This is a genomic window from Mesorhizobium sp. B2-8-9 (assembly GCF_006439475.1).
Lineage (GTDB): Bacteria > Pseudomonadota > Alphaproteobacteria > Rhizobiales > Rhizobiaceae > Mesorhizobium.
The window spans coordinates 180,330-201,940 of record NZ_VFTQ01000005.1 but is presented as its reverse complement, the minus strand read 5'-3'; the positions used below and the strand labels follow the sequence as shown (position 1 = coordinate 201,940).

The following is a 21,611-nucleotide window of genomic DNA, read 5'->3' as shown; positions in this document are numbered from 1 at the left end:
GATTGTTCCGCTCAGCTGATGCCCGTCAGTCCTCCGACTTCGTGCAGCGTCACCCAGAATTGGTCAAGCGTATTCGGGTGCTCGTCGATGATGCTGGTGCCGTTGAACCAGGCGACATGGCCGCCGGGGCCGGAGGTCACCAACTGGCCCTGGTTGAACCACATCAGGGCGTTCTTCAGCCCTTCGCCGTCGGCTTCTTTGCCCCCATTCCAGTCCGTGATGCCCGTGCTGGCGTCGGTAACGTCGACATATTTGGTCCAAGCCGTGGAGCTGGTCTTTACAGCACTGCCCCCGAGCGCCGAGCCGTTCTGGTCGACGATGCCGTCGCTATTGGTGTCGACATTGACGCCGAGGTTTGCCCAGGCGCCCTGACCGGTCAGCCACATCACTGCCTCGCCGACCAGATCGTTAGGCTGGGCGACGTGGTTGTCGATATTGAGCTGAGCGGCAATCGCCTGCTGCAGCATGATCACTCTGGCGTCACCGCTGGTCGAGGACGATTCAATGGATTTCGCCAAGCTTATCGAAATCAGCAGGGTGTGTTCGTTAGCGTCTGCCGTGCCATTGCCGTTACTGTCACCCAGCAGCAAATAGCCATCGCTGCGCGGATTGATATCCAGACTGGACAAAACGTGACTGGCGAAGGCGCTCTTGGTCGGATTGCCTTCGTTGTTGGCGACATTGTCCCAGGCATCGGAGTGACTTCCCCAGAAGCCCTGCGTCAGGGCCTTGTTGGAGAAACCCTCATAGTCGCTGCTGTCGGTGGCGCTCGGCGTGCGCGAATGGCCGGCGGTGTCCGTATACGCGTCGGTCGTGGCCGTCGCGTTGTTGACGTAGCTGCCCAGTTGCGCCGTGCCGGTAGCCTTGTAGTGCCAAGTCTCGCCGACATCGAGCAGACCGTTGCCGTTGGTGTCGCCGGTATTGAACCCGCCGCTGGTGATTGCCGAAGCATTGAAGTCGTCACTAGGATTGAGCGGAGTACCGTTGTCATCCTTCACGACCACATTGGCGAGCGCGACATTGCCGTCATTGGTGACATCGTAGGTCCAGGTGACCGCCTGACCCTGGAAGATGTTGAGATCATGATCGACGCCGTTGGTCTTTTTGTCGAGTGTGATGTGCGGATCGGCACCAAAGTAGCTGGAGCCGTCAGTTGCGGTATCGCTGCCGGTGTGACTGGCGTCGTCAGTGAATGAACCCGAGGCCGTGCCGATGTTGCTATAGGAGCCCTTCCCCGCGACACCACTGGCCGTGTAGATCCAAGCCTCGTCGAGATCGAGCTTGCCGTTCAGATTAGTGTCTCCGATGTTGTGAGTGGCATCGGCAAGCACAGCAACTGGTGTCACACCAGAATCGCTGTCGGTAACCGTCACACCAGACAGCGCGACATTGCCAACGTTGGTGACGGTGTACTCCCAGGAGATGGCTTCGCCCGACAGGATGTTGAGGCCGTCGCCCTTGGTCCCGCCATCCACCGTCACCTTGTTGATGGCGATCTCGGGATCGGCGCCGAAATAGCTGGATTCATCGGTGTCGTTCACCGTGGTGCCATTGGACGAGGCGGACACTGAACCGATGTTGGCATAGTCGCCGATAATCGCCTGGCCAGAACCGGTGAACTTCCAGATCTCGCCGACGTCAAGGAGGTCATTGTTGTTGATATCGCCGACGTTGTGAGAGTTGTCGGCTCCAAGAACTTCTGTGACGGACACCCCTTGATCGTCCGTCACTACGACGTCCGACAACGCCATGTTGCCGGTGTTGGTAACGGTATATTCCCAGGAAATCGCGTCACCGGCCAGCACCACTATGCCGTCGCCGGATGCTGTGCCATCGACCGTTATCTTATCGATCGCGATCGCCGGATTGTCTTCCGAGGCACCCGAACCGGTGATGGTACGCCATTCCTCGAAGCCGCCATTCGATCCGGAAAAGCTTGAATAAAGCGTCACGTAAGAATCGGGCGTAACGCCTGCGTCAATGAAGGCGCTGACCGGGATCAGCACGCGATAGTCATCGGTCCCCGACCCATGGTTAGCGTCGATCAGCAGTTGCGCACCGCTAAAATCGAGGACAGGGACAAACCCGGCAAATCCGGCGTTGTAATCGGTCAACGTGGCCCCGGCCCCGGAAATATAGACCTGTAGCCCGGTGAGCGTAATCTCGCCGTTGGTTGCGTTGTTGCTTTCATTGAGATCGAGCCGGAACTCAATGTATTGCGAGAAGACGCCGTCGCCGTCGGGGTCAGCGCTAATCGCCTGCATATCGCTCCATTGCAGGCTGTGCGTGAAGGACGCCTTGTTGTCGACGACATTGCCATTCTGATCGGTGTTGAAACCTTCCTCCACGCTGGTCGCTTGGAGTCGCAAAAAGGAATCGTAGTTCCCGGTTCCCGATCCGATAGTCGTCGCTTCAATATAAGACTGGGTATCAAGCTCAATACTCATCTCATTTCCTCCAGAGACGCTCGCGCGCCTTTTTGGCCGCCACGGCGGCTAACTACCCCATGCAACGACGCCAAGATCGGCGTCCAAATTCCGTGCGGGGAGGAGGATCCGCTTAGCGCCCGGCGCGCCGCACCTGCCCGTCCCCGGCCCGAGCGCACCAAATACAACATGGTGCCTCATGGCGGGTGGTGGCTCGATGGTGACGGCTAAAAGCGGCACAGATGCCGCGCTGCGTTCCCCTACCCCAGTAGCGCAGTATCTCGTTGTTGCCGATCTCGAGATTGTTCACGCTACTATATTAGGATATTATTAACTCTACCGCAGCGTGCGTCAACGGGCAATTCGATGAAGAGTTAATGACAGAACTCAAATCCGGGTGCGAATTCGACCATTCGGCATAAAGAATACTGTGCTCTATTCTTAAGTCTTATTCTATAAGGGACCTTTGCGCCGACCGTTCAGACTTCGGTGTCAGACCTCTTGCGCAGCCATGGCACCTGAAGCGATGCGGCTGGAGGAGGCTCTCAAACCGCCTTCTTGTTGTCCTGCCTGCCGCCATGCGCTTCCACGGCCTTCTCCACGGCGCGCTTCAGCTCATCCTTGATCTCCGCCGTCTCGGCCATCAGCGCCTCGATCTTGAGAAAATCGAGCACGCGGTACTTCGAGACTTTTGGGCGGATCAGGATGTCGGGGCTGGACTGCTGCAGCTTGTTGGCGATGATCGACTGCATCATCAACTGCGAGGCGCCATACATCAGGTCGACCGTGGTCGGATGCTTGCGCTCGGCGTCGCTCGGCGCACCGACCACGTCGATTGCGATGATGATATCGGCATCCTTTTCGAGGAGATCGAAAGGGACGGGATTGTAGATGCCGCCGTCGATCAGCAGGCAATCATTGCGCACCACAGGGCGGAACACCGCCGGAATGGCGGCCGAGGCCGCAAGCGCCGAATGCAATTCACCCTCGGCGAACACCGCGAGCTTGTGGCCGAAATAGTCGGTCGCCGTCACCTTGAGCGGAATCTTCAGCTCTTCGAAGGTGGCGGGGATATCCTGAGGCAGGAACGCCTTCAGGATGCGCTCTATATTGAACTGGCCGACGCGGATGCCGCCCTGCATGGCTTCGGCGATCGTGCCCGGCCGCGAGCGCCACATGCGCGCCGCTACTTCGGCCCGGCTGCCGAGGATCGACCGGGCATAATCGTGAATCTCGGCGCCCTTCATGCCCGACGCCATGCCGGCGCCCATGATGGCGCCGATCGACGAGCCGGCAATCGCCGCCGGCTTGATGCCAAGCTCGTCGAGAGCCTCGATGATATGGATATGCGCAAGACCGCGCGCGCCGCCGCCGCCGAAGGCCACCCCGAAGGTCGGGCTCATCCCTTGCGGCCTCCCGCCACCTGAACCAGCGGCGGCCCGATGACCATCACCGCCGGATCGGAGGACAGGAGCTTCTTTGCCGCCGCCTTGACGTCGGCCAGCGTCACCGCGTTGATGAGAGCCGCGCGCCGCTTGATATAATCGATGCCGAGATGATCGATCTGCAGCTCCACCAGCGTCGCGGCAATGGAGCTGGACGAATCCAGATTGCTGATGGCGTAGGCGCCGACCATGTATTTCTTGGTCGCCGCGAGCTCCTCCTCCGAGGGGCCGTTCTCGGCCATGTCCTTCACCACCTGGCGCACGATCGCAAGCGTTTGGGCCGCGCGGTCGGAACGCGTCGCCGTCGTCACCAGCAGCGCGTTGGAATGCTCGTGATCGACGAGATCGGAGCTGACGCTATAGGCAAGGCCGCGCTTCTCGCGCACCTCTTCGTAGAGACGCGAGGTGAATGTCGAGCCGCCGAGTATCTCGTTCATCAGCGCGGCGGCGTAGAAGTCGGGATCGCTTCGCTTCACGCCCGGCCAGGCAAGCTGCAGGGAGGTCTGCGGCAAGTCGTAATTCACTTCGAGCTGCTGGCCGAGCTTGGGCGTGACGTCGACAATCGGCGCCAGCGCCTGCTTGTCCGGCAGGTCGCCGAACACCTCGTCGAGCCTGCTGCTCAACGTGGCGGCGTCGATATCGCCCACCACCGCCACATGCAGGCCGCCGCGGGCGAAATTTGCTTTGTGGAAGGCCCTGAGGTCGTCCGCAGTGATGGTGGCGAGGCTGTCTTTGTTGCCCTCGTCCGGCCGCGCATAGGGATGCTGGCCATAGATCGCGCGCAGCCAGCGCTGCTGGCCGATCGTGTTGGGATCCCGTTCGTTGGCGAGGATCCCGGACAGTATCTGGGCGCGGATGCGGTCGATCGGCGCCTGGTCGAAGCGCGGACTGTTCACCGCCAGCTTCAGCAGGCCGAAAGCCTCGTCCTTCTGCTCGGACAACATGCGCATCGAACCATAGGTGCCATCGCGGGCGGCCTGAAAACTCATCTCGGCGCCGGCATCGTCGAGCTTCACCTGGAAGCCCTCGCTGTCGAGGTCGCCGGCGCCCTCGTCGAACAGCCCGGTCATCAGGTTGACCAGGCCTTCCTTGCCGGCCGGATCCTGCGCCGTGCCGCCGTCGAAGACGAAACGGATCGCAACCAGCGGGATCGAATGGTCTTCCACCAGCCAGGCGGTGACGCCCTTCTTGGACTTCACCTCCTGGATGTTCATTTCGGCGCGCGCGGCAAGCGCCGGCAAAAGCAGGAAGAACAGGGCGAAGCAAAGTATGGCAACGGCGCGATAGACGCGTCCACCTTCTCCCCTTGTGGGAGAAGGAAAGGTGCTCGTGCGGCCAAGAACCATGCTCATCATCAATTCCCCGCCTGCTGCTGCGGCAAGAGATAGCCACTGGTTGAGCGATCGAGCACCAGATAGCGGGCAGCGACCGCCTTGACTTCATCGGCGGTTACCTTGCGGATGCGGTCGGGCCATTCCTGGACGTCCTTGACATTGCCGCCCGTCGCAAGCGTCGTGCCGTACATGTTGGCCATGTCGTCCTGCTTGTCGCGCGCAAAGATCATGGAGCGCACATAACGGGTCTTGGCCCGCTCCAGCTCATCGTCGCTCACGCCGTCCTTGACGATGCGGGCGATCTCGGCATCGGCCGCCGCCTCGATATCGACAAGCTTGGCGTCGCCGCGCGGGGCGCCATAGACGGTGAAGTTGGTGGCGTCGAGCATGGTGCCCTGGAAGTAGGCGCCGGCCTCGGAAGCGATACCCTGCTTGACGACGAGCTGCTGGTACAACCTGCTGCGGTTGTCGCCGCCGAGTATCTCGGCAAGCAGGTCGAGCGCCTCGGCTTCGCCGGGCTTGGCCGTATGATAGGACGGCACCACCCATTGCGTCGAAAAGCTCGGCACCGAGACGCGCGCGTCGGTGAGCGTCACCGTGCGCTTCGTGTTCTGCTCGGGCTCGACGGGACGGATGCGCGGCCGCAGGTCCGGGCCGCGGGCGACCCTGCCATAGGTCCTTTCGGCCATCGCCTTCACCGCGTTGGGATCGACGTCGCCCACCACCACCAGCACGGCGTTGTTCGGCCGATAATAGGCGTCGTAGAAGGCTTTCGCGTCCGGACGGTTCAACTGCTCCATCTCCTGCATCCAGCCGATCACCGGAATGCGGTAAGGCTGGTTCTGCCAGAGCGTCGCGTCGACCTCCTCGTCGAGCACCGCCTGCGGGTTGCCGTCGATGCGCGAGCGGCGCTCCTCCAGGATCACGTCGCGCTCGGTCTTGATGACATCGTCGGTCAGGATGAGGTTACGCATGCGATCGGCCTCGAAGCCCATCATCTGCTCGAGCGCCGAAGGCGGCACCGTCTCGTGGAAGGCGGTGTAGTCGTAAGAGGTGAAGGCGTTGTTGGAGCCGCCGATCTCGGACACGGCACGGTCGAACTCGCCGGCGGCGTGATTTGTCGTGGCCTTGAACATCAGGTGCTCGAAGAAATGCGCGATGCCGGATTTGCCGGGCGGCTCGTCGGCGCTGCCGATCTTGTACCAGACCATGTGGGTGACGATCGGGGCGCGATGGTCCGGGATGATGACCACTTCCATGCCGTTGTCGAGCAGGAAATCCTTGACCTCGCCATCATCGGCCGCGCGGGCCGGAGCGGCCGCGGCAAGCGCCAGCGCGCCCGCCAGAAGCGCTGCGCGCAGCCCAATCCCTGTTTGTCTCATCAAGTTCTCCGGTCGCGGTTGCGCGACGATAGGCAAGGTTCGCTGGTGAGGCAAAGTGATTTGTTCGGCATTTTCGAGGCGAGGCTAGTTGGCCTCGATGAAGCGGATGACCGTTTCGCCGTAATTGCGCTCGTCCATCACGGAAAAACCGGCGCCCGGTTCGAACGCCGCCGAGGCAGCCTCCTCGACGACGCAGAGCGCGCCAGGCAGAAGCCAGCCGCCGGCCTTGGCCGAGCGCAGCGCGCGCTCGCCGAGCCCTTTGCCATAGGGCGGGTCGGCGAAGATCAGGCCGAAGGGCGAGATCGTGCCGGCTTCGCCCAAATGAGCGGCGTCGCGACGAAAAATCTTGGTGCGGCCGGTGAGCCCATAGGCCTCGACGTTCTCGCGGATCAGACCTCGCCCTTCGGTCGATTCTTCGATGAAGACGCAGTAGGAGGCGCCGCGCGACAGCGCCTCAAGTCCGAGCGCGCCGGTGCCGGCGAAAAGGTCGAGCACGCGGCCGCCGTCGAGCTTTTCCGCGTAGCGATGCGCCAGGACGTTGAACACCGCCTCGCGGGTGCGGTCGGTGGTCGGGCGGATGGCATTGCTTTTCGGCGTCGCCAGCGGACGCCCGCGGAATTCACCGCCGACGATCCGCATCGCCGCCCCTCTTCGGACCGCGCGGCCTGTCGCCGCCATCGCCTTCAGGACGCTCGCCGCGAGGCTTGCCGAACGGCTTCGCGCTCGGCTTGCCCTTGCCGCCCGGCTTGTAGGATGCCTTGCGCGCCTTCGCCTCGGCGGCCTTGGCGGCATCGGCCTCCGCCCTGCCCTTGCCGATCGGCCGGGCGCCCGGCGCCATCCAGACATTGGCCTTGCGCTGGCCCGGCGGCTCGATCGGCCGCTGCTCGCGCTCGGATTTCTTGCCCCCAAACCGCGGCTTGTCGCCGAAACCGCCGCGGTCGGATTTCGGGCCGCGCTCGCCGAACGCCCTGTCCGGCCCAAATGCCCTGTCCGGCTTTGTCGAGAGCTTGCTCAGCGCCTCGTCGCGGCTGCCTTCGCGGCGCTTGCGCGCCTTGATCAGCCCGCCCTCGCCGATCGGTCGATGGTCGCCGTCGCGCGTGAATTTCGGCCGGTCGGTCTCTTCACGGCGAGGCCCGCCGCCGCGCACCGGCTTGTTGGAGAACGGCTTTTGGATCTCGGCATCGAAATTGGCGCCGGACTCCTCGATCAGCCGCTCGCCAAGCTGTTCGCGCAACACGCGGCCCTTGATCTCGAGCACATGGCCCTCCGGCAGGTCCTCGAGCTGGAACGGCCCGTAGGAGATGCGGATCAGCCGCGTCACGTCGAGGCCAAGCGCGCCGAGTATGTTCTTCACCTCGCGGTTCTTGCCTTCGCGCAGGCCGAGCGTCAGCCACGCATTGGAGCCCTGCTCGCGATCCAGCGAGGCTTCGATCGAGCCGTAGAAGACGCCGTCGACGGCGATGCCTTCGCGCAGGCCGGCGAGCGCGCTCTCCTCGACCTTGCCGTGGACGCGCGCACGATAGCGCCGCAGCCAGCCGGTCGCCGGCAATTCGAGCACGCGCGACAGCCCGCCGTCATTGGTCAAAAGCAGCAGGCCCTCGGTGTTGATGTCGAGCCGGCCGATCGTCATCAGCCGCGGCAGGTCGGGCGGCAGCACGTCGAAGACGGTCCTGCGGCCTTCCGGATCGCGGTTGGTCGTGACGACTCCCGCCGGCTTGTGGAACAGGAAGAGACGCGTGCGCTCGATCGGCGGAATCTCGGTGCCGTCGAGATGGATGATGTCGTCGGCGCCGACATTGAAGGCCGGCGAGTCCAGCACCTTGCCGTTGACCTTGACGCGGCCGGCCGCGATCAGTTCTTCGGCGTCGCGGCGCGACGCGATGCCGGCGCGCGCCAGCCGCTTGGCGATGCGCTCGCCGCTTTCCGATGCCGCTTCCGAGGGCCGCGGCCGTGGCTTGAAGCCGCCTTCCGGCTTTCTTGCGGTGGCGTCGCGCGGCGGGCGATCGCTGAAGTCGCGCTTCGGCCGGTCGGCGAAGTCGCGTACCGGGCGATCACCGAATTCGCGCTTGGGACGGTCGAAACGTCGTTCGCCCCGCTCGCCTTCGGCCGCTACCGGCCGGTCGCCACGCGGCGTATAAGGCTTGCGGCTCTCACGCTTGTCGAAGGGCTTGCCGTCGCGCGGCAGACCTTTGCGGTACGGCCTGTCGCCAGGCTCCCCGCCTTCCCCCGTTTCACGCGGCTTGTAGCTGCGCTTGAAGTCGCGGGCCGGGCGCTCGCCTTCGGCCGCCATTGGCCGGTCGCCGCGCGGTGTGTAAGGCTTGCGGCCATCGCGCTTCTCGAAGGGCTTGCCGTCACGGCGCGGACCTTTGAGGAACGGCTTTTCGGCACGCCCAGCGCCCTCACCCGTTTCGCGTGGCTTATAGCTATGCTCGCCATAACGGCGCTCGCCTTCGGCAGCGGCGGGCCGCTCGCGCTTGGCGAACGGCTTCTTGGCGCCGTAGGCCGGCTTGCCGTCTCGCCGGCCCGCCGGTTTCGAGCCGCCTTTGCGCGGCCCGCGTGGAGATTTCTTGTCGTCGTTCATTACTTCGCTCGTCTTCACCTGCTACAGCGCAGCACGCCCTTTCGGACGCCCAGCGCAGGCGGTGTCATCTTGATTATTGCGCATATGCCAGCGCGGCAAAAACCGATTCCGGTTTTCAAGGTCTCGCGCTAGATAACAGGATCGCTGTCGGGTGGCGAGGAGTAATCGGAATGGAGACCGCTTGAAACGACCGGATTTCATGGCCCTGGCGCTTGAAGAGGCCGAAGCGGCCGCCGGCCGCGGCGAAGTGCCGGTCGGCGCCGTGATCGCCAATGGCGGCACGGTGGTCGCGAAAGCCGGCAACCGCACGCGCGAATTCTCGGACCCGACCGCGCATGCCGAGATGCTGGCGATCCGCGAGGCCTGCCGGAAGCTCGCAAGCGAGCGTCTCACAGGCCACGATCTCTATGTGACGCTGGAGCCCTGCGCGATGTGCGCCGGCGCGATCTCCTTCGCCCGGCTGCGGCGGCTCTATTTCGGCGCCGCCGACGAGAAAGGCGGCGCGGTGGTCAACGGCGCGCGCTTCTTCGCCTCGCCCACCTGCCACCACGCGCCGGATGTCTATGCGGGGATCGGCGAAAGCGACGCCGCCCTCATCCTCAAGGATTTTTTTCGCGAGAGACGGAATGGCGGGTGAGGTGTAGTGAGTAGTGGTTAGTGAGTAGTGAAGCAGTCACCACTGACTACTGACTACTGACTACTGACTACTGACTATTTCACAGGCCGAGCCAGTCGAACCAGCCGCCCTTCTTGCCTTCGGCCTGCGCCTTGAGACGGCGCTCCTTCTTGTACTCGTCCTCGCCGAGCTCGTTCTGCGGCGCGGTGGCGGCCGCCTGGCGATAGGCAAGCGGCGGCTCGCTCAGATATTTGCGAGTGGTCGGATCGCCCTGCTTCTGTTCGGCCAGCCGGCGCTGAACCTCGGCGCGGCGCGTGGCGCTGGAATCATCCGGCGACCAGCGCGGCGGGTGGCTGGAACCCGAATCCGCCATCGCCTTCTTCACCGCTTCGGGATCGGTCTGGACATCCTCGGCCGCTTCAGGCTGGTAGTTCGGATCGTTCTGGTGCGCGGTGGCGTCGGCGCGGATGCGGGCGCGGCGCGCCTCCGGCGATTCGGGCCAGTCGGCGCTCGCCGTCTGGATGCTCTGCTGCGGCGCGGGCAAGCTTTCCTTCTGCCCAGGAGCTGGCTTCACCAGTTCAGGACGCGGCTTGTAGTCGATCGGATCGCGACGCTTCGGCGTGATCGCGGCAGCGCCGGAAACATCATCGAAGAGCTGCGCGGCAGCGGTCTTGCCGGTCCCGTAGGTGGGCGAGCTCACGCAGCCGGACATTGCGATGGCCGATACCACAAGCGGCGCCATCAGCGCGGCGCGCGCAAACGTTCTGTCGGTCATGCCAAAAAGTCCCACTCTAACAGCCTTTCGGTCGCCACCGGCCAAGGGCACGGTCCCCTGCTTCCCCGCATTTGCGATGGAAATCCGGCGACAATTTGTCTGCCGGAGTGTCGCGTGTTTACCTCAACCGCTCGTCAAGGGCAACGCACGGGCGGGTTTCCGGCCACCCGGCGCGCTGCTTTTGCACCGGCTTATAGACGGCCAAGCGCCTTCAGCTCGTGCAGCACGGCCGCATCGCGGGCCGAAACGTCCGGGAATTCCGGGTCCTGGCCGACATCGGCGGTGTAGCGCCAGGAGCGCGCGCATTTGATCAGACCGCGATCCTCGGCTTTCTCCACCACCACCGCCACGCCCTTGACGTCGTCGAGCGTGAAGGCGCCTTCCGGGGCTTTGCCATGCTTGACGACGAGGTCGCTGGTGATCGCCATCTCGGCCATGTCGACATCGGCGATCGCTGCTTCCAGCACCGCGTCGTCGAGCGTCACCACCGGCACCGCTTCGAGCGACGAACCGATCAGCTTCTCGGCGCGCGCGATCTCAAGCGCGCCGGTGACGACACGGCGCACTTGCCTTACCTTGCGCCATTTCTCGGCCAGCGCCTCGTTGCGCCAGTTCTGCGGGATCGCCGGGAACTGATCGAGATGCACCGATACGGCTTGCGGATGGCGGTCGAGCCAGGCTTCCTCGGTGGTGAAGGGCAGCATCGGCGCCAGCCACTTCACCAGGCATTCGAAGAGGTGGCGCACCACCTGCACGGCCGCCCTGCGGCGCAGGCTCGACGGCGCGTCGCAGTAGAGCGCGTCCTTGCGGATGTCGAAATAGAAGGCCGAAAGCTCCACCACCATGAAGTCCAGTAGCGTGCGGGTGATGCGCTTAAACTCGAACGCGTCGTAGCCCTGGCGCACCACCTCGTCCAGCTCGGACAGCCGATGCAGCATCAGCCGTTCCAGTTCCGGCATCGCCTCGACCGGCACATCCTGGCCGTCGTCATGGGCGAGCGTGCCCAGCATCCAGCGGATGGTGTTCCTGAGCTTGCGGTAGGCGTCGATATTGGTCTGCAGCACGTTCTTGCCGAGGCGCTGGTCTTCCCAATAATCGGTCGTCACCACCCAGAGCCTCAGGATATCGGCGCCGGACTGTTTGATGACGTCCTGCGGCACGACAGTGTTGCCGAGCGACTTCGACATCTTGCGGCCTTCCTCGTCCATGGTGAAGCCATGGGTGATGACCGTGTCGTAAGGCGCCCTGCCCCTGGTGCCGCAGCTTTCGAGCAGCGAGGAATGGAACCAGCCGCGATGCTGATCCGAGCCCTCGAGATAGACGTCGGCCGGCCATTTGAGATCCGGACGGTCTTCCAGCGTGAAGACATGCGTCGAGCCGGAATCGAACCAGACGTCGAGGATGTCCATCACCTGGTGCCATTTCGAGGCATCGTGATTGCCGAGGAAGCGCGCCTTGGCGCCCTCGGCGAACCAGGCGTCGGCGCCTTCCTTCTCGAAAGCGTCCATGATGCGCCGGTTGACGGCCTCGTCCTTCAGCACATTGCCGTCCTCGTCGGCGAAGACGGCGATCGGCACGCCCCAGGCGCGCTGGCGCGACAGCACCCAATCCGGGCGCTCCTCGATCATGGCGCGGATGCGGTTCTGGCCCGCCGCCGGCACGAAGCGGGTGCCGTCGATCGCCTTCAGCGCGCGACCGCGCAGCGTCGTGCCGTCGCCAAGGTCCTTGTCCATATAGACGAACCATTGCGGCGTGTTGCGGAAGATGACCGGCTTCTTGGAGCGCCAGGAGTGCGGATAGCTGTGCTTCAGCCGGCCGCGCGCGAAGAGCGCGTTGCGCTTGATCAGCTCGTCGATGACCGCCTGATTGGCGTTGCCCTTCTTGCCGTTGTCATCGATGACGCGCGCCGCACCGCCCTCGCGCCCGGGGCCGAAGCCCGGCGCGTCCTTGGTGAAGAAGCCGGCATCGTCGACCGTGAAGGGGATCGCGGTATCGACGCCGCGCGCCCTCAGTTCGCTCGCGGCTTCCATCCAGGCGTCGAAATCCTCGCGGCCATGGCCGGGCGCGGTGTGCACGAAGCCGGTGCCGGCATCGTCGGTGACATGCTCGCCGGCAACCATCGGCACCGGGAATTCATAGCCGCCGCCGAGCCCTTTGAAAGGATGCGAAAGCGTAAGCTTCCCAAGCTGTTCGGCCGAGACGCTATGAAGCCTGTTGAACGTGACCTTGGCCTTGGCCGCACAGTCCTCGGCCAGCGCGTCGGCAAAAATCAGCTTCTCGCCGGGCTGCGGACCGAAGGCGTTCTCGGCCGCCGTCACCTCATAGAGGCCATAGGCGATGCGCGGCGAATAGCTCACGGCGCGGTTGCCGGGAATGGTCCAGGGCGTGGTCGTCCAGATGACGACATGCGCCTCGACCAGATCGAGCGCGGCCTCGTCCAGCGCCGGCGCGGCGCCGGCGACCGGCTGGGCAAGACTCGCGACGGGGAACTTCACCCAGATCGTGTCGCTCTCATAGTCCTGATACTCGACCTCGGCCTCGGCGAGCGCGGTACGCTCGACCACGCTCCACATCACCGGCTTCGAGCCACGGTAGAGCTGGCCGGACATGGCGAATTTCAGCAGTTCGCCGGCAATACGCGACTCGGCATGGTAAGCCATGGTCGTATAGGGATTGCCGAAATCGCCGATGACGCCGAGGCGCTGGAACTCGTCGCCCTGCACCTTGATCCAATGAGCCGCGAAGTCGCGGCATTCCTTGCGGAACTCGTTGACCGGCACCTCGTCCTTGTTCTTGCCCTTGGCGCGATACTGCTCCTCGATCTTCCATTCGATCGGCAGGCCGTGGCAGTCCCAACCCGGCACGTAGTTGGCGTCATAGCCGCGCATCTGGAAGGAGCGGTTGATGACGTCCTTGAGGATCTTGTTCAGCGCATGGCCGATATGGATGTTGCCGTTGGCGTAGGGCGGGCCGTCATGCAGCACGAATTTCTCGCGGCCGGCGGCCTCCTCGCGCAGCTTTCTGTAAAGGTCCATGTCCTGCCAGCGCTTGACCAGGCCAGGCTCCTTCTCGGGCAGGCCGGCGCGCATGGGGAAATCCGTCTGCGGCAAATAAAGCGTTTTGGAATAGTCGATCGTCTCAACAGTGTCGGTCATTGATCTGCCATCTCAGGGTACCCGACGACAAAAGCCGGGCGTTCAGGTCTTGCCTTGACGCATATCGTTTTCCCAAAACGAAGCCACCTTTGGGCGATATGCGTTGATGTTCATGAAAAAACGCGAGGGGCGCGCGCGAAAACTCCCGGCGGCTCCAGCGGCGCTCAGGCCGCCCGGAACACCGGGCCCGTAATTCGTATCGCGATCGCGAAAAGGCGCGAAAAGCTCGTCATGGCGTGGCTTTTAGCGGATGGCGCGGCAGGAATAAAGCGCGGATTTCAAGGCATGAGGCCGCTTTCGCGACCTACATCGTGAAATTGAAGCGGTAAGTGGTCGAGACACCGAAGGTCCACTGGTTGCGGTCGCCCCGTTCCTTGACCAGGCTGGAATCGGCAGCCGGCCCCATCAGGCGCGAATATTCGGTGAAGACGCTCGCCGTCATCGGCTCGGTCACCTTCCAGGTGATCGCGCCGCCGAGGCCTGTCGACTTCACACCGCCGCCCGGATGGTACTCGCTCAAGCCCGAAGCCGCCGCTTCCTTGGCATTGACGCCGTAATAGGCGTCGAAATAGTCCGACGAGGCGAAGGAAACGCGCGGACCGCCGGAGATGCGAACGGTCGGCGTGATGTCGTAGAAGGCGTCGGCCGCGATATCGGCGACGAAGCCGTTGTGGGAGCGGATGCCATGCCGCAACTCGGCCCGCGCGCGCAACCAGTCCAGCGGATAAAATTCGAAGAAGCCGCCCACCTCGCCGCCGAAGCGCACCGGATCGAGCCCCTTGAGCTCATCCTTGCTCTCGCGCGAGAATATGAATTTGCCGGTCAAGCCGGCGCGAACGGAACCGTCATCGATCAGCGCCAGCGAGATGTTGTCGTTGCGCGAGGTGAAACGCGCCTCCGGACCGACCTTGCCGAGCGAAATGATCGGCTGGGCGCTGAGCATATATTTCTTGCCGCCCTCGAAATTCGGCGCGACCAGTGCTGTGGCGCCGAGCGTCAGATACCAGTCGCCGGATATCCAGCTGCCCTCGCCCGCCTGGGCGACGGGCGCGGTGGACAGGCCCATGGCAACGGCCAGCGGAATCGTCCCGACAATACGCATCGTCACCCCTTACGCGAAACGCGCCGGCAGCACCACCTGCCAGCGCTCAAGCCATGCCGTGCGTTCGGTAAAATTTGACTTAAAGTCATGACGTCGGAACCAGCGGAATCGACGGACGAATTAGGCGGCACGCCGGGTGCGGCGAGACGTCTCTATCAGATCGCAGGCCGCTTCCAGTCCGCCGGTAAGCGGATTTGATGCCCCGTAGGCAAGAGCCGCCTTGTGCCATTGCGCGGGGACCGCCGGGTTGCCGGCCTTCAGGATTGCCTGCCGCCAGATTTCAGGATCGTCGCGGTTGGCCACAACCAGCCCCGCTCCGCTGGCTTCGACATATTTTGCATATCCGCAGGCGTCCGATGCGATGACGGGCAAGCCGTTTGCGAGTGCCTCGAGGATCACCGTGCCTGTATTTTCAAGACGAGCCGGATGCAGCATGAAATCGCTTGCAACCACAATCGCCGGAATGTCTTCCTGGATGCCCAGCAGGGTAACCCGTTCCGACATGCCGGATTTGGCAATCAGGGCGCGAAGTCGCGTTTCTTCCTCGCTGCCTTTTCGAAGACCGGCGATCAGCCAATGGATATCCGGGAACGGCTGCAGGCCCTTTACCGCCCGATCGAGACCCTTCACCTTCAATCTGTTGGCGATGGTCAAGGCAATGACGGATTTGCGGGGAAGCCCAAAACGATCGCGGATCTCATTGCGGTCGACAGTGAGCAGTTCCGGTCTGCGGCGTTTCGGATCGAGCGTCGGGCCGACGACGTGAATGCGCGATTCCTCGGTTCGCCAGAAGTCTCGGTAAAGCGCTGCCTGGTTTTCGCTGAGCGCAATGATCTGCACGGTGTTGCCAGGGGCAAAGATCATCGATTCGAGATTCTGCTGGCGCATGAAGCGGGGCGAAAACGGCCGCCACCATCCGAGCTTCGACACAAAATAGGGCGGATCGCCGGCATAGTAGATGTCCAGACCCGCCATCTTGTTGAAACCGACCACGCAGTCGAAGTCGCGCCTGGCCGTCAGCACCGACCTTCCCAGCGCATATTCGGTGCCCGGATTGGAGAGAACCCTTGCCGGCTGGATTTTTATCGTAGCCGAGCTCTCGACATGACCGACCTGGCGCGTCGTCAGGATCGTCACGCTGTGGCCGCGCCCGACCAATCGGTCGCTGATATTGAGACAATCCCTCTGCAGACCCCCATTCATGAAGAGGGTAGAGATTGCGCAGCAGATTCTCATCGCGTTTTCCGGAGCGCCACCCCACCCCCAAGTCAGATCGGAGAGAGACCCCGGGTGCGCCCCAGACTTCCCCATTCAAACAAACACGCCGGGCGCTCAAATGTTGGTCGTGTTGAAAAGACGCATATGCTGTATATAGCCCGTTATCAAGAGACCTGGATGCTGTTGCATTCGAGCTTTTTCAAAAAACTCAATTGGAGCGCGCATGAAAATTCCACGGGGCGATCGTGGCTACCAAGCCGGGTCCGACTGAAAGCCGCGGCGGCCGTGCCAAAGGCCCTGCGCGAATATGACTTGCGGCAATGGCTGAGGCTGCAGCCGTTGCTGCATGCCGTCAAGAGTGCCCGTTACCGGAAAATCGACCGAAGGTTTCTGCGTCAGCCGCTCAAGAATGGCGATATCCAAGGGATCCGTGCCGCCGCCCGCGATCGCCATGTCCTGATTACCGTCGCTTTCGGCGATGCTCAGTGCCTGGAATTGCAGTTGCGGCTGACGAGACGATTCGTTCGCCATGATCTCCACATCGTTGCCGACAACAGCATCAGCGAAGCTTCCGCACGCGACAACAGGCAGGTATGCGCAACCCATGGCGCCGCGCATGTTAGGCTGCCGACCAATCCGTGGACCGCAAGAAGCCCGAGCCGGTCCCATGGCGCGGCGCTCAACTGGATGTGGCACAATATTCTGAAGCCTGCCGCGCCGACCGCCTTCGGATTCCTGGACCAGGATCTTTTCCCGACGCAGCCATGCGACCCTTTCGAGCCTCTTGAAGTTGCGCCGTTTCACGGCGACCTCCGCAGGGCAGGCTCGCGATGGTATTTGTGGGCTGGCTATTGCTTCTTCCGATTCGACGCCGTCGGCCGCAAGCCTCTCGATTTCGGGCTCGACTGGTTCGCCGGCCTCGACACCGGCGGAGCCAACTGGGAGGCGCTCTATCGGTATATGGATCCGAGCACAGTTCCGCAACGGCCGATAACCGCATTCGCGGCCTTGCCTGGGGTTGAGCTCAGACGGGCCTATTGCGAATGGCGGGGAAGCTGGCTTCATGAAGTCGGCCTCGATGGCGACCTCTCGTTGAAGGCGAAAAAGCGTGAGGCGGTGCTGCGGCTGCTCGCGCCCGCACTTGAGGTCCCGCTCGGATCGGCGCGACAAGGAAATTGACGGTCGACAGACCGAGGAAACTTTGGAATTGGAATTTTGAAGCCAGGCTGCCGACATCCGAGAATTCAACGGCCATTCGGTCGCGACCGATCATCGCAAGGAAAGTTCCATTGCCGACAGTAAGCGTCATCATTCCGGTGCGAGACGGCGCGCAATATGTCGGCGAGGCCCTGCAAAGCATCCTGGACCAGGATCTGGCGGATATCGAAATCATCGTTGTCGACGACGGATCTTGCGACGACAGCGCCGCGATCGCGACATCGATCGGCAACCGTGATGGCCGCGTCAAAGTTGTCGCCAACCACGGCAAGGGGATCGTCGATGCGCTGAACATGGGGATTTCGCTCGCGCGGGCCCCTCTTGCCGCGCGCATGGATTGCGACGATATCTCGCTGTCCAACAGGTTGCGCCTGCAGGTGGCGTGTTTCCAGGCCGACGCCGATTTGCAGTTGCTCGGCACGGCGGGATTGCAGATCGACCGGGACGGAAACCCGTTGGGGCAGATAGACGTTCCGGCCGGCAACGACCAGTTGCGGGACGCGCTTGCCAGGTACAATCCGATGCTTCATCCGACGGTGATGTTCCTGACCGAGGCCGTCCGGCGCGCGGGAGGCTACCGTCGGGCGTTCACCTATGCCGAGGACTACGATCTTTGGCTGCGGCTTTCCGAGACCGGAAAACTGGCCAACATGGATGCGCGGCTCGTGAAGCTGAGATCGCATCCGGGACAGGTATCGCGCATGAAGCAGGATCAGCAGAAGGCTGCCGCGGCATTGGCTAGGCAGTCGGCGCTGCTGCGTCGCAATCGCACCGAGCCGTTCGACGCCAACAGCCAACCCGCGCAGGCCATCGCGAGCTTTCTGGCATCGCGCGCCGCCACAGGGGCCGGCATCTCCAGCCTGGAAAGACGCGACATCGAGTTGCTGTTGCGAACCGCGGGCATACCCATGGCCGTCACTTGCAAGCTGCTGTTCCTTGCGGCTGTCGGCGCCCCGTCCTTCAGGACGCTCGCGCTAGGACCTCGACTGGCCTGGCGCAGGATGATCGCGCGTCCTGCACGAATTCGGCCCAGCTGATGCGGCTTGTCGTCGATCTCTCCAGCATGGTGCGCTGGCTCGGCCCCCCGGTCGGCCTGGTCCGCGTGCAACGCCACTACGCAGCCGCGGCGGCCGCATTCAAGGCCTCCGAGGTGGCATTCACGGTGTTCGACCCGATCGAGCGGATGCTTAGACAGGTTTCGCCGACCATGGCGGCGGAGATCATCGCCGGCGACATTTCGTGCGACATGAGCTTTTACCCGGACCCTGCCCGCTTCAAGATGCGTTTTTACGATCGCTGGCCGAACTGGGCACGGCGGTCGCTGATGGCGATCATCAGACCGCGCCGGATCCTGATAATGGAAATCGGCGCGTTCGGCCTGCGCAATCCCGGCAGCCCTTTGCTTCGTTTCCTCGAGCGGATCGAAAACCGGCTGATGAAGGAAACCGAGCGGCGGCAAGTCGCTGGCGTGGGCGGTTCACGCGCCCGGATCGTCCCGCTCAGGACCGTGGCCGGCAACAAATACGACCTTTCGCCCGGCGACCATCTGCTCTTGATGAACAACGACTGGGCGCACACCGATATCGAGGTCATTTCGCGTGAGGCGCGCTTGGCCGGCGCAAAGCTGATCGTGCTGTTGAACGACATCATTCCGATCCAGTTTCCCGAATGGTACAAGCCGCACGACGTCAAGAGATTCACGGATTATGTGGATCTGGCGATGAGGCTGGCAGACCGTTTCATCCTGACTTCGAGGCGCGTCACCACCGATGTCGTGGAATATGCCGCCAAGCGCGGCATCCACCTGCCGCAGCTGGAGCATGTCCCTCTCGGCTGCGACAGTGCCCGCAAATCGAAGGCGGACGGCCGCCTGCCGGATGGGCTTGAGACGGATCGCTACGTGGTCTTCGTTTCCACCATCGAACCGCGCAAGAACCACTCGCTGCTCATGGATGTCTGGACGCGCCTCGTCCTGGACGGAACAGTCGCGCGTAGCGGCATGAAGCTGGTTTTCGTCGGCCGCAGCGGCTGGATGGTCGACGGCATCCTGGCCAAGCTTCACGGCCATCCTGCCTACGGCAAGAGCCTCGTTCATCTCGACAACGTCGATGATGGTACGCTGTCCCTTCTTTACCGCAACAGCGCGTTCTGCGTGTACCCGTCGCTCTATGAGGGATATGGGCTGCCGCCTGTCGAGGCGCTGGCCTACGGCAAGGCGCTGATCGCCTCGACGGGCGGAGCCATCGCCGAAGTGGTCGGTTCGTCGGGACTCTGCCTCGATCCGCTCGACGTCGAAGGATGGGAAAACGCGATGCGGGAGTGGATCACTTCGCCCGCGGCCCGTGCTCCGTACGAGGCGAAGGCCGCATATTTCGTGGCGCGAAGCTGGGGGCAGGCCGGCCGGGAGACGCTGGAGGCGACGCTGGCACCCTTCCCTGACGAAATCCAAACGCCGCAACGTTGAAATCGCTGTATGCCCGCCGATCGCGGTCATCCGGCCGACGCCGGCGAAGTCGGTTCGTCGGCAAATGGCGGGCTGACGAAGGCGGCGCTTCGCTGGCGCCGCGCTGCTCGCTGGACGCTCAAGTTCATCGGGACTACCTTCCTTTCACCCGCAAGCGGCGCGGCGACATCGGAGGGAAAAGATCATGACTTTGCAAGGCGATGCTCTGAAAGACGCGATCGGCCAGACGCGGGACAAATGGGGATGGTTTGTGGCGCTCGGCGTGTTGCTGCTGATCTTCGGCGGCATCGCTTTCGGCAATCTGTTCATCGCCACCGTCGCTTCCGTCTATGTCGTCGGCTGGCTAATGCTGATGGCAGGTGTCATCGAGATCATCCACGCCTTCGGGGTCAAGACCTGGGGACGTTTCTTCTACTGGCTGCTGAGCGGCCTGCTCTACGCCGTTGCCGGCTTCTTCGCCTTCGACAACCCGTTGCTTGCCTCGGCGGTGCTGACGCTGCTATTGGCCATCGCGCTCGTCGCTTCGGGACTTTTGCGGTCCTGGGTGGCCTTCAATCATCGGCCACAGCAAGGCTGGGGATGGCTGCTGGCCGCCGGCATCATCACCATTGTGCTCGGCCTGATGATTGCCATGGGCTGGCCGGTGAACAGCCTTTGGGTGCTGGGCCTCTTCCTGGCGATCGATCTAGTGTTCCAGGGATGGAGCTTCATCGCCATCGGGCTGGCGCTGAAGCGGTAGCAGCAAGCGGCGATCCAGGGTGTGTTGAGATTCAGGTCAGGCCGAGCCGAGAACGGCGGTTTCCGAGAACCGGAGCGGAGCGTACTTCTCGTACGTGAGCACCGGAAGCGCAGGAAACCGTCGTTCGCAGGCCGGCATCACCTGAATATCAACGCAGCCTAGAACGCGATTTCGGCGTCCAGTTGCGAAAGCGGGCGCACGCCCTTGAGCAGCGCCCTCGCCTCTGCCTCGTCCTTTTTCATCTGTGCTACCAGCGCATCGAGGCCGTCGAATTTGAGCTCCGGGCGCAGGAAGCCGAAGAACGACACCTGGCAGGTCTCGCCATAAAGATCGCCGGAAAAATCGAAGACGTAGGTTTCGAGCAGCGGCGCGCCATTGTCGTCGACGGTGGGACGCCGGCCGAAGCTGGCGACTCCGTCATGAAGCGCGCCGTCGGCGCGACGGAAGCGGACGGCATAAATCCCCTCTTTCAAGGCCGCTTCCGGCGAAAGCCGCATATTGGCGGTCGGGAAGCCGAGAGTGCGACCAAGCCGCTGACCGCCAATCACCTCAGTCTCGACGGTGAAACGGTAGCCGAGCAGGCCGGCGGCCTCCTCCACCTTGCCTTCGGCGAGCAGGTCCCGGATGCGGCTCGATGAAACCACCTCCGCGCCTTCATCGCGGAAGGCGTCGACCAGCGTCACGCCGAAGCCGTGCCGTTCGCCGGCCGCCATCAGAAAGGCCGGCCCGCCCTGGCGGTCCTTGCCGAAATGAAAGTCGAAACCGGTGACGGCGTGGCGGATGCCGAGGTTCTTCTCCAGCACATCGGTCACGAAAGCCTCGGGCGAGAGCGAGGCAAAATCGCGCGTGAACGGCTGCTCGACCAAAGCGGCAAAGCCAAGTCCGGCGAGCAGCCGCGCCTTCATCGGCGGCGGCGTCAGCACGAAGAGTGGCACCTGTGGCCGGAACACCTTGCGCGGATGCGGCTCGAAGGTGAGCACCAAAGCGGGCACGCCATTGCGGGTTGCTTCGCTCAGCGCGCGCTCCAGGACGGACTGATGGCCGCGATGGACACCGTCGAAATTACCGATCGCCACGACGCCGCCGCGCAGATGCGCGGGCAGCGGCGCGACAGCCGAAAGACGTTGGAAGGCTTGGTTCATGTCGAGGCGCCCGT

General features: G+C 63.3%; 16 protein-coding genes. 5 read left to right on the top strand and 11 right to left on the bottom strand.

The genetic code is table 11. The features are described from left to right. Positions 1–11 precede the first annotated feature (11 nt). The 6 genes from FJ423_RS08830 to FJ423_RS08805 all read right to left on the bottom strand — a co-directional run bounded on the left by FJ423_RS08830 (position 12) and on the right by FJ423_RS08805 (position 9,168). Positions 12–2,447 (bottom strand): hypothetical protein, encoded by a 2,436-nt coding sequence (locus tag FJ423_RS08830; protein ID WP_140840864.1) that lies wholly within the window; start codon positions 2,445–2,447, stop codon positions 12–14. A gap of 524 nt (positions 2,448–2,971) precedes the next feature. Next, positions 2,972–3,829: a patatin-like phospholipase family protein gene (locus FJ423_RS08825; RefSeq protein ID WP_140840862.1), complete on the bottom strand. Its 858-nt coding sequence runs from the start codon at positions 3,827–3,829 to the stop codon at positions 2,972–2,974. Continuing rightward, complete coding sequence (locus FJ423_RS08820; protein ID WP_224632375.1) at positions 3,826–5,223, bottom strand: pitrilysin family protein; 1,398 nt, start codon at positions 5,221–5,223, stop codon at positions 3,826–3,828. The genes FJ423_RS08825 and FJ423_RS08820 overlap by 4 nt, the downstream gene beginning before the upstream one ends. A gap of 2 nt (positions 5,224–5,225) precedes the next feature. Beyond that, positions 5,226–6,587: a pitrilysin family protein gene (locus tag FJ423_RS08815; RefSeq protein ID WP_140840858.1), complete on the bottom strand. Its 1,362-nt coding sequence runs from the start codon at positions 6,585–6,587 to the stop codon at positions 5,226–5,228. A gap of 84 nt (positions 6,588–6,671) precedes the next feature. Beyond that, positions 6,672–7,226 (bottom strand): 16S rRNA (guanine(966)-N(2))-methyltransferase RsmD, encoded by a 555-nt coding sequence (rsmD, locus tag FJ423_RS08810; protein ID WP_140840855.1) that lies wholly within the window; start codon positions 7,224–7,226, stop codon positions 6,672–6,674. Then, a complete protein-coding gene (locus FJ423_RS08805) occupies positions 7,207–9,168 on the bottom strand; it encodes a pseudouridine synthase (protein ID WP_140840853.1) in 1,962 nt (653 codons plus the stop codon). The genes rsmD and FJ423_RS08805 overlap by 20 nt, the downstream gene beginning before the upstream one ends. Before the next feature lie 181 nt (positions 9,169–9,349). On the opposite strand from FJ423_RS08805, the gene FJ423_RS08800 reads away from it, so the two are divergent. After that, a complete protein-coding gene (locus FJ423_RS08800) occupies positions 9,350–9,805 on the top strand; it encodes a nucleoside deaminase (protein WP_140840851.1) in 456 nt (151 codons plus the stop codon). A 79-nt stretch (positions 9,806–9,884) separates the two neighbouring features. Here the strand turns inward: FJ423_RS08800 and FJ423_RS08795 are convergent, their stop codons facing one another. From FJ423_RS08795 to FJ423_RS08780, 4 genes are all read right to left on the bottom strand, one after another. Next, positions 9,885–10,559 (bottom strand): hypothetical protein, encoded by a 675-nt coding sequence (locus tag FJ423_RS08795; protein WP_095767862.1) that lies wholly within the window; start codon positions 10,557–10,559, stop codon positions 9,885–9,887. Positions 10,560–10,750: 191 nt separating this feature from the next. After that, entirely contained in the window at positions 10,751–13,714 is a 2,964-nt protein-coding gene (gene ileS / locus FJ423_RS08790; protein WP_140840849.1) for an isoleucine--tRNA ligase, read from the bottom strand. 304 nt (positions 13,715–14,018) lie between these two features. Further along, entirely contained in the window at positions 14,019–14,816 is a 798-nt protein-coding gene (locus tag FJ423_RS08785) for a MipA/OmpV family protein (protein ID WP_095767864.1), read from the bottom strand. Between the two features lie 120 nt (positions 14,817–14,936). Then, positions 14,937–16,019 (bottom strand): glycosyltransferase family 4 protein, encoded by a 1,083-nt coding sequence (locus tag FJ423_RS08780; protein WP_348642885.1) that lies wholly within the window; start codon positions 16,017–16,019, stop codon positions 14,937–14,939. Between the two features lie 192 nt (positions 16,020–16,211). Between FJ423_RS08780 and FJ423_RS08775 the strand changes: the two genes are divergently transcribed. The 4 genes from FJ423_RS08775 to FJ423_RS08760 all read left to right on the top strand — a co-directional run bounded on the left by FJ423_RS08775 (position 16,212) and on the right by FJ423_RS08760 (position 20,455). After that, entirely contained in the window at positions 16,212–17,213 is a 1,002-nt protein-coding gene (locus tag FJ423_RS08775) for a hypothetical protein (RefSeq protein ID WP_210239553.1), read from the top strand. 110 nt (positions 17,214–17,323) lie between these two features. Continuing rightward, on the top strand, positions 17,324–18,289 hold the full coding sequence (locus FJ423_RS08770) for a glycosyltransferase (protein WP_181174752.1): 966 nt from the start codon (positions 17,324–17,326) through the stop codon (positions 18,287–18,289). Beyond that, on the top strand, positions 18,289–19,716 hold the full coding sequence (locus tag FJ423_RS08765) for a glycosyltransferase family 1 protein (protein WP_140840841.1): 1,428 nt from the start codon (positions 18,289–18,291) through the stop codon (positions 19,714–19,716). The genes FJ423_RS08770 and FJ423_RS08765 overlap by 1 nt, the downstream gene beginning before the upstream one ends. A gap of 184 nt (positions 19,717–19,900) precedes the next feature. After that, positions 19,901–20,455: an HdeD family acid-resistance protein gene (locus tag FJ423_RS08760; protein WP_095767869.1), complete on the top strand. Its 555-nt coding sequence runs from the start codon at positions 19,901–19,903 to the stop codon at positions 20,453–20,455. A gap of 158 nt (positions 20,456–20,613) precedes the next feature. On the opposite strand, the gene FJ423_RS08755 is transcribed toward FJ423_RS08760, so the two are convergent. Continuing rightward, complete coding sequence (locus FJ423_RS08755; RefSeq protein WP_140840839.1) at positions 20,614–21,597, bottom strand: bifunctional riboflavin kinase/FAD synthetase; 984 nt, start codon at positions 21,595–21,597, stop codon at positions 20,614–20,616. Between the last annotated feature and the right edge of the window lie 14 nt (positions 21,598–21,611).

Excerpts from the sequence above, each read along its gene's own strand:
- FJ423_RS08820 (WP_224632375.1), bottom strand. The coding sequence starts at position 5,223 with ATGAGCATGGTTCTTGGCCGCACGAGCACCTTTCCTTCTCCCACAAGG.
- FJ423_RS08760 (WP_095767869.1), top strand. The coding sequence starts at position 19,901 with ATGACTTTGCAAGGCGATGCTCTGAAAGACGCGATCGGCCAGACGCGG.
- FJ423_RS08825 (WP_140840862.1), bottom strand. The coding sequence starts at position 3,829 with ATGAGCCCGACCTTCGGGGTGGCCTTCGGCGGCGGCGGCGCGCGCGGT.
- FJ423_RS08805 (WP_140840853.1), bottom strand. The coding sequence starts at position 9,168 with ATGAACGACGACAAGAAATCTCCACGCGGGCCGCGCAAAGGCGGCTCG.
- FJ423_RS08785 (WP_095767864.1), bottom strand. The coding sequence starts at position 14,816 with ATGCGTATTGTCGGGACGATTCCGCTGGCCGTTGCCATGGGCCTGTCC.
- FJ423_RS08815 (WP_140840858.1), bottom strand. The coding sequence starts at position 6,587 with ATGAGACAAACAGGGATTGGGCTGCGCGCAGCGCTTCTGGCGGGCGCG.
- FJ423_RS08755 (WP_140840839.1), bottom strand. The coding sequence starts at position 21,597 with ATGAACCAAGCCTTCCAACGTCTTTCGGCTGTCGCGCCGCTGCCCGCG.
- rsmD (WP_140840855.1), bottom strand. The coding sequence starts at position 7,226 with ATGCGGATCGTCGGCGGTGAATTCCGCGGGCGTCCGCTGGCGACGCCG.
- FJ423_RS08795 (WP_095767862.1), bottom strand. The coding sequence starts at position 10,559 with ATGACCGACAGAACGTTTGCGCGCGCCGCGCTGATGGCGCCGCTTGTG.
- FJ423_RS08765 (WP_140840841.1), top strand. The coding sequence starts at position 18,289 with ATGCGGCTTGTCGTCGATCTCTCCAGCATGGTGCGCTGGCTCGGCCCC.
- FJ423_RS08775 (WP_210239553.1), top strand. The coding sequence starts at position 16,212 with ATGCTGTTGCATTCGAGCTTTTTCAAAAAACTCAATTGGAGCGCGCAT.
- FJ423_RS08780 (WP_348642885.1), bottom strand. The coding sequence starts at position 16,019 with ATGAATGGGGGTCTGCAGAGGGATTGTCTCAATATCAGCGACCGATTG.
- FJ423_RS08830 (WP_140840864.1), bottom strand. The coding sequence starts at position 2,447 with ATGAGTATTGAGCTTGATACCCAGTCTTATATTGAAGCGACGACTATC.
- ileS (WP_140840849.1), bottom strand. The coding sequence starts at position 13,714 with ATGACCGACACTGTTGAGACGATCGACTATTCCAAAACGCTTTATTTG.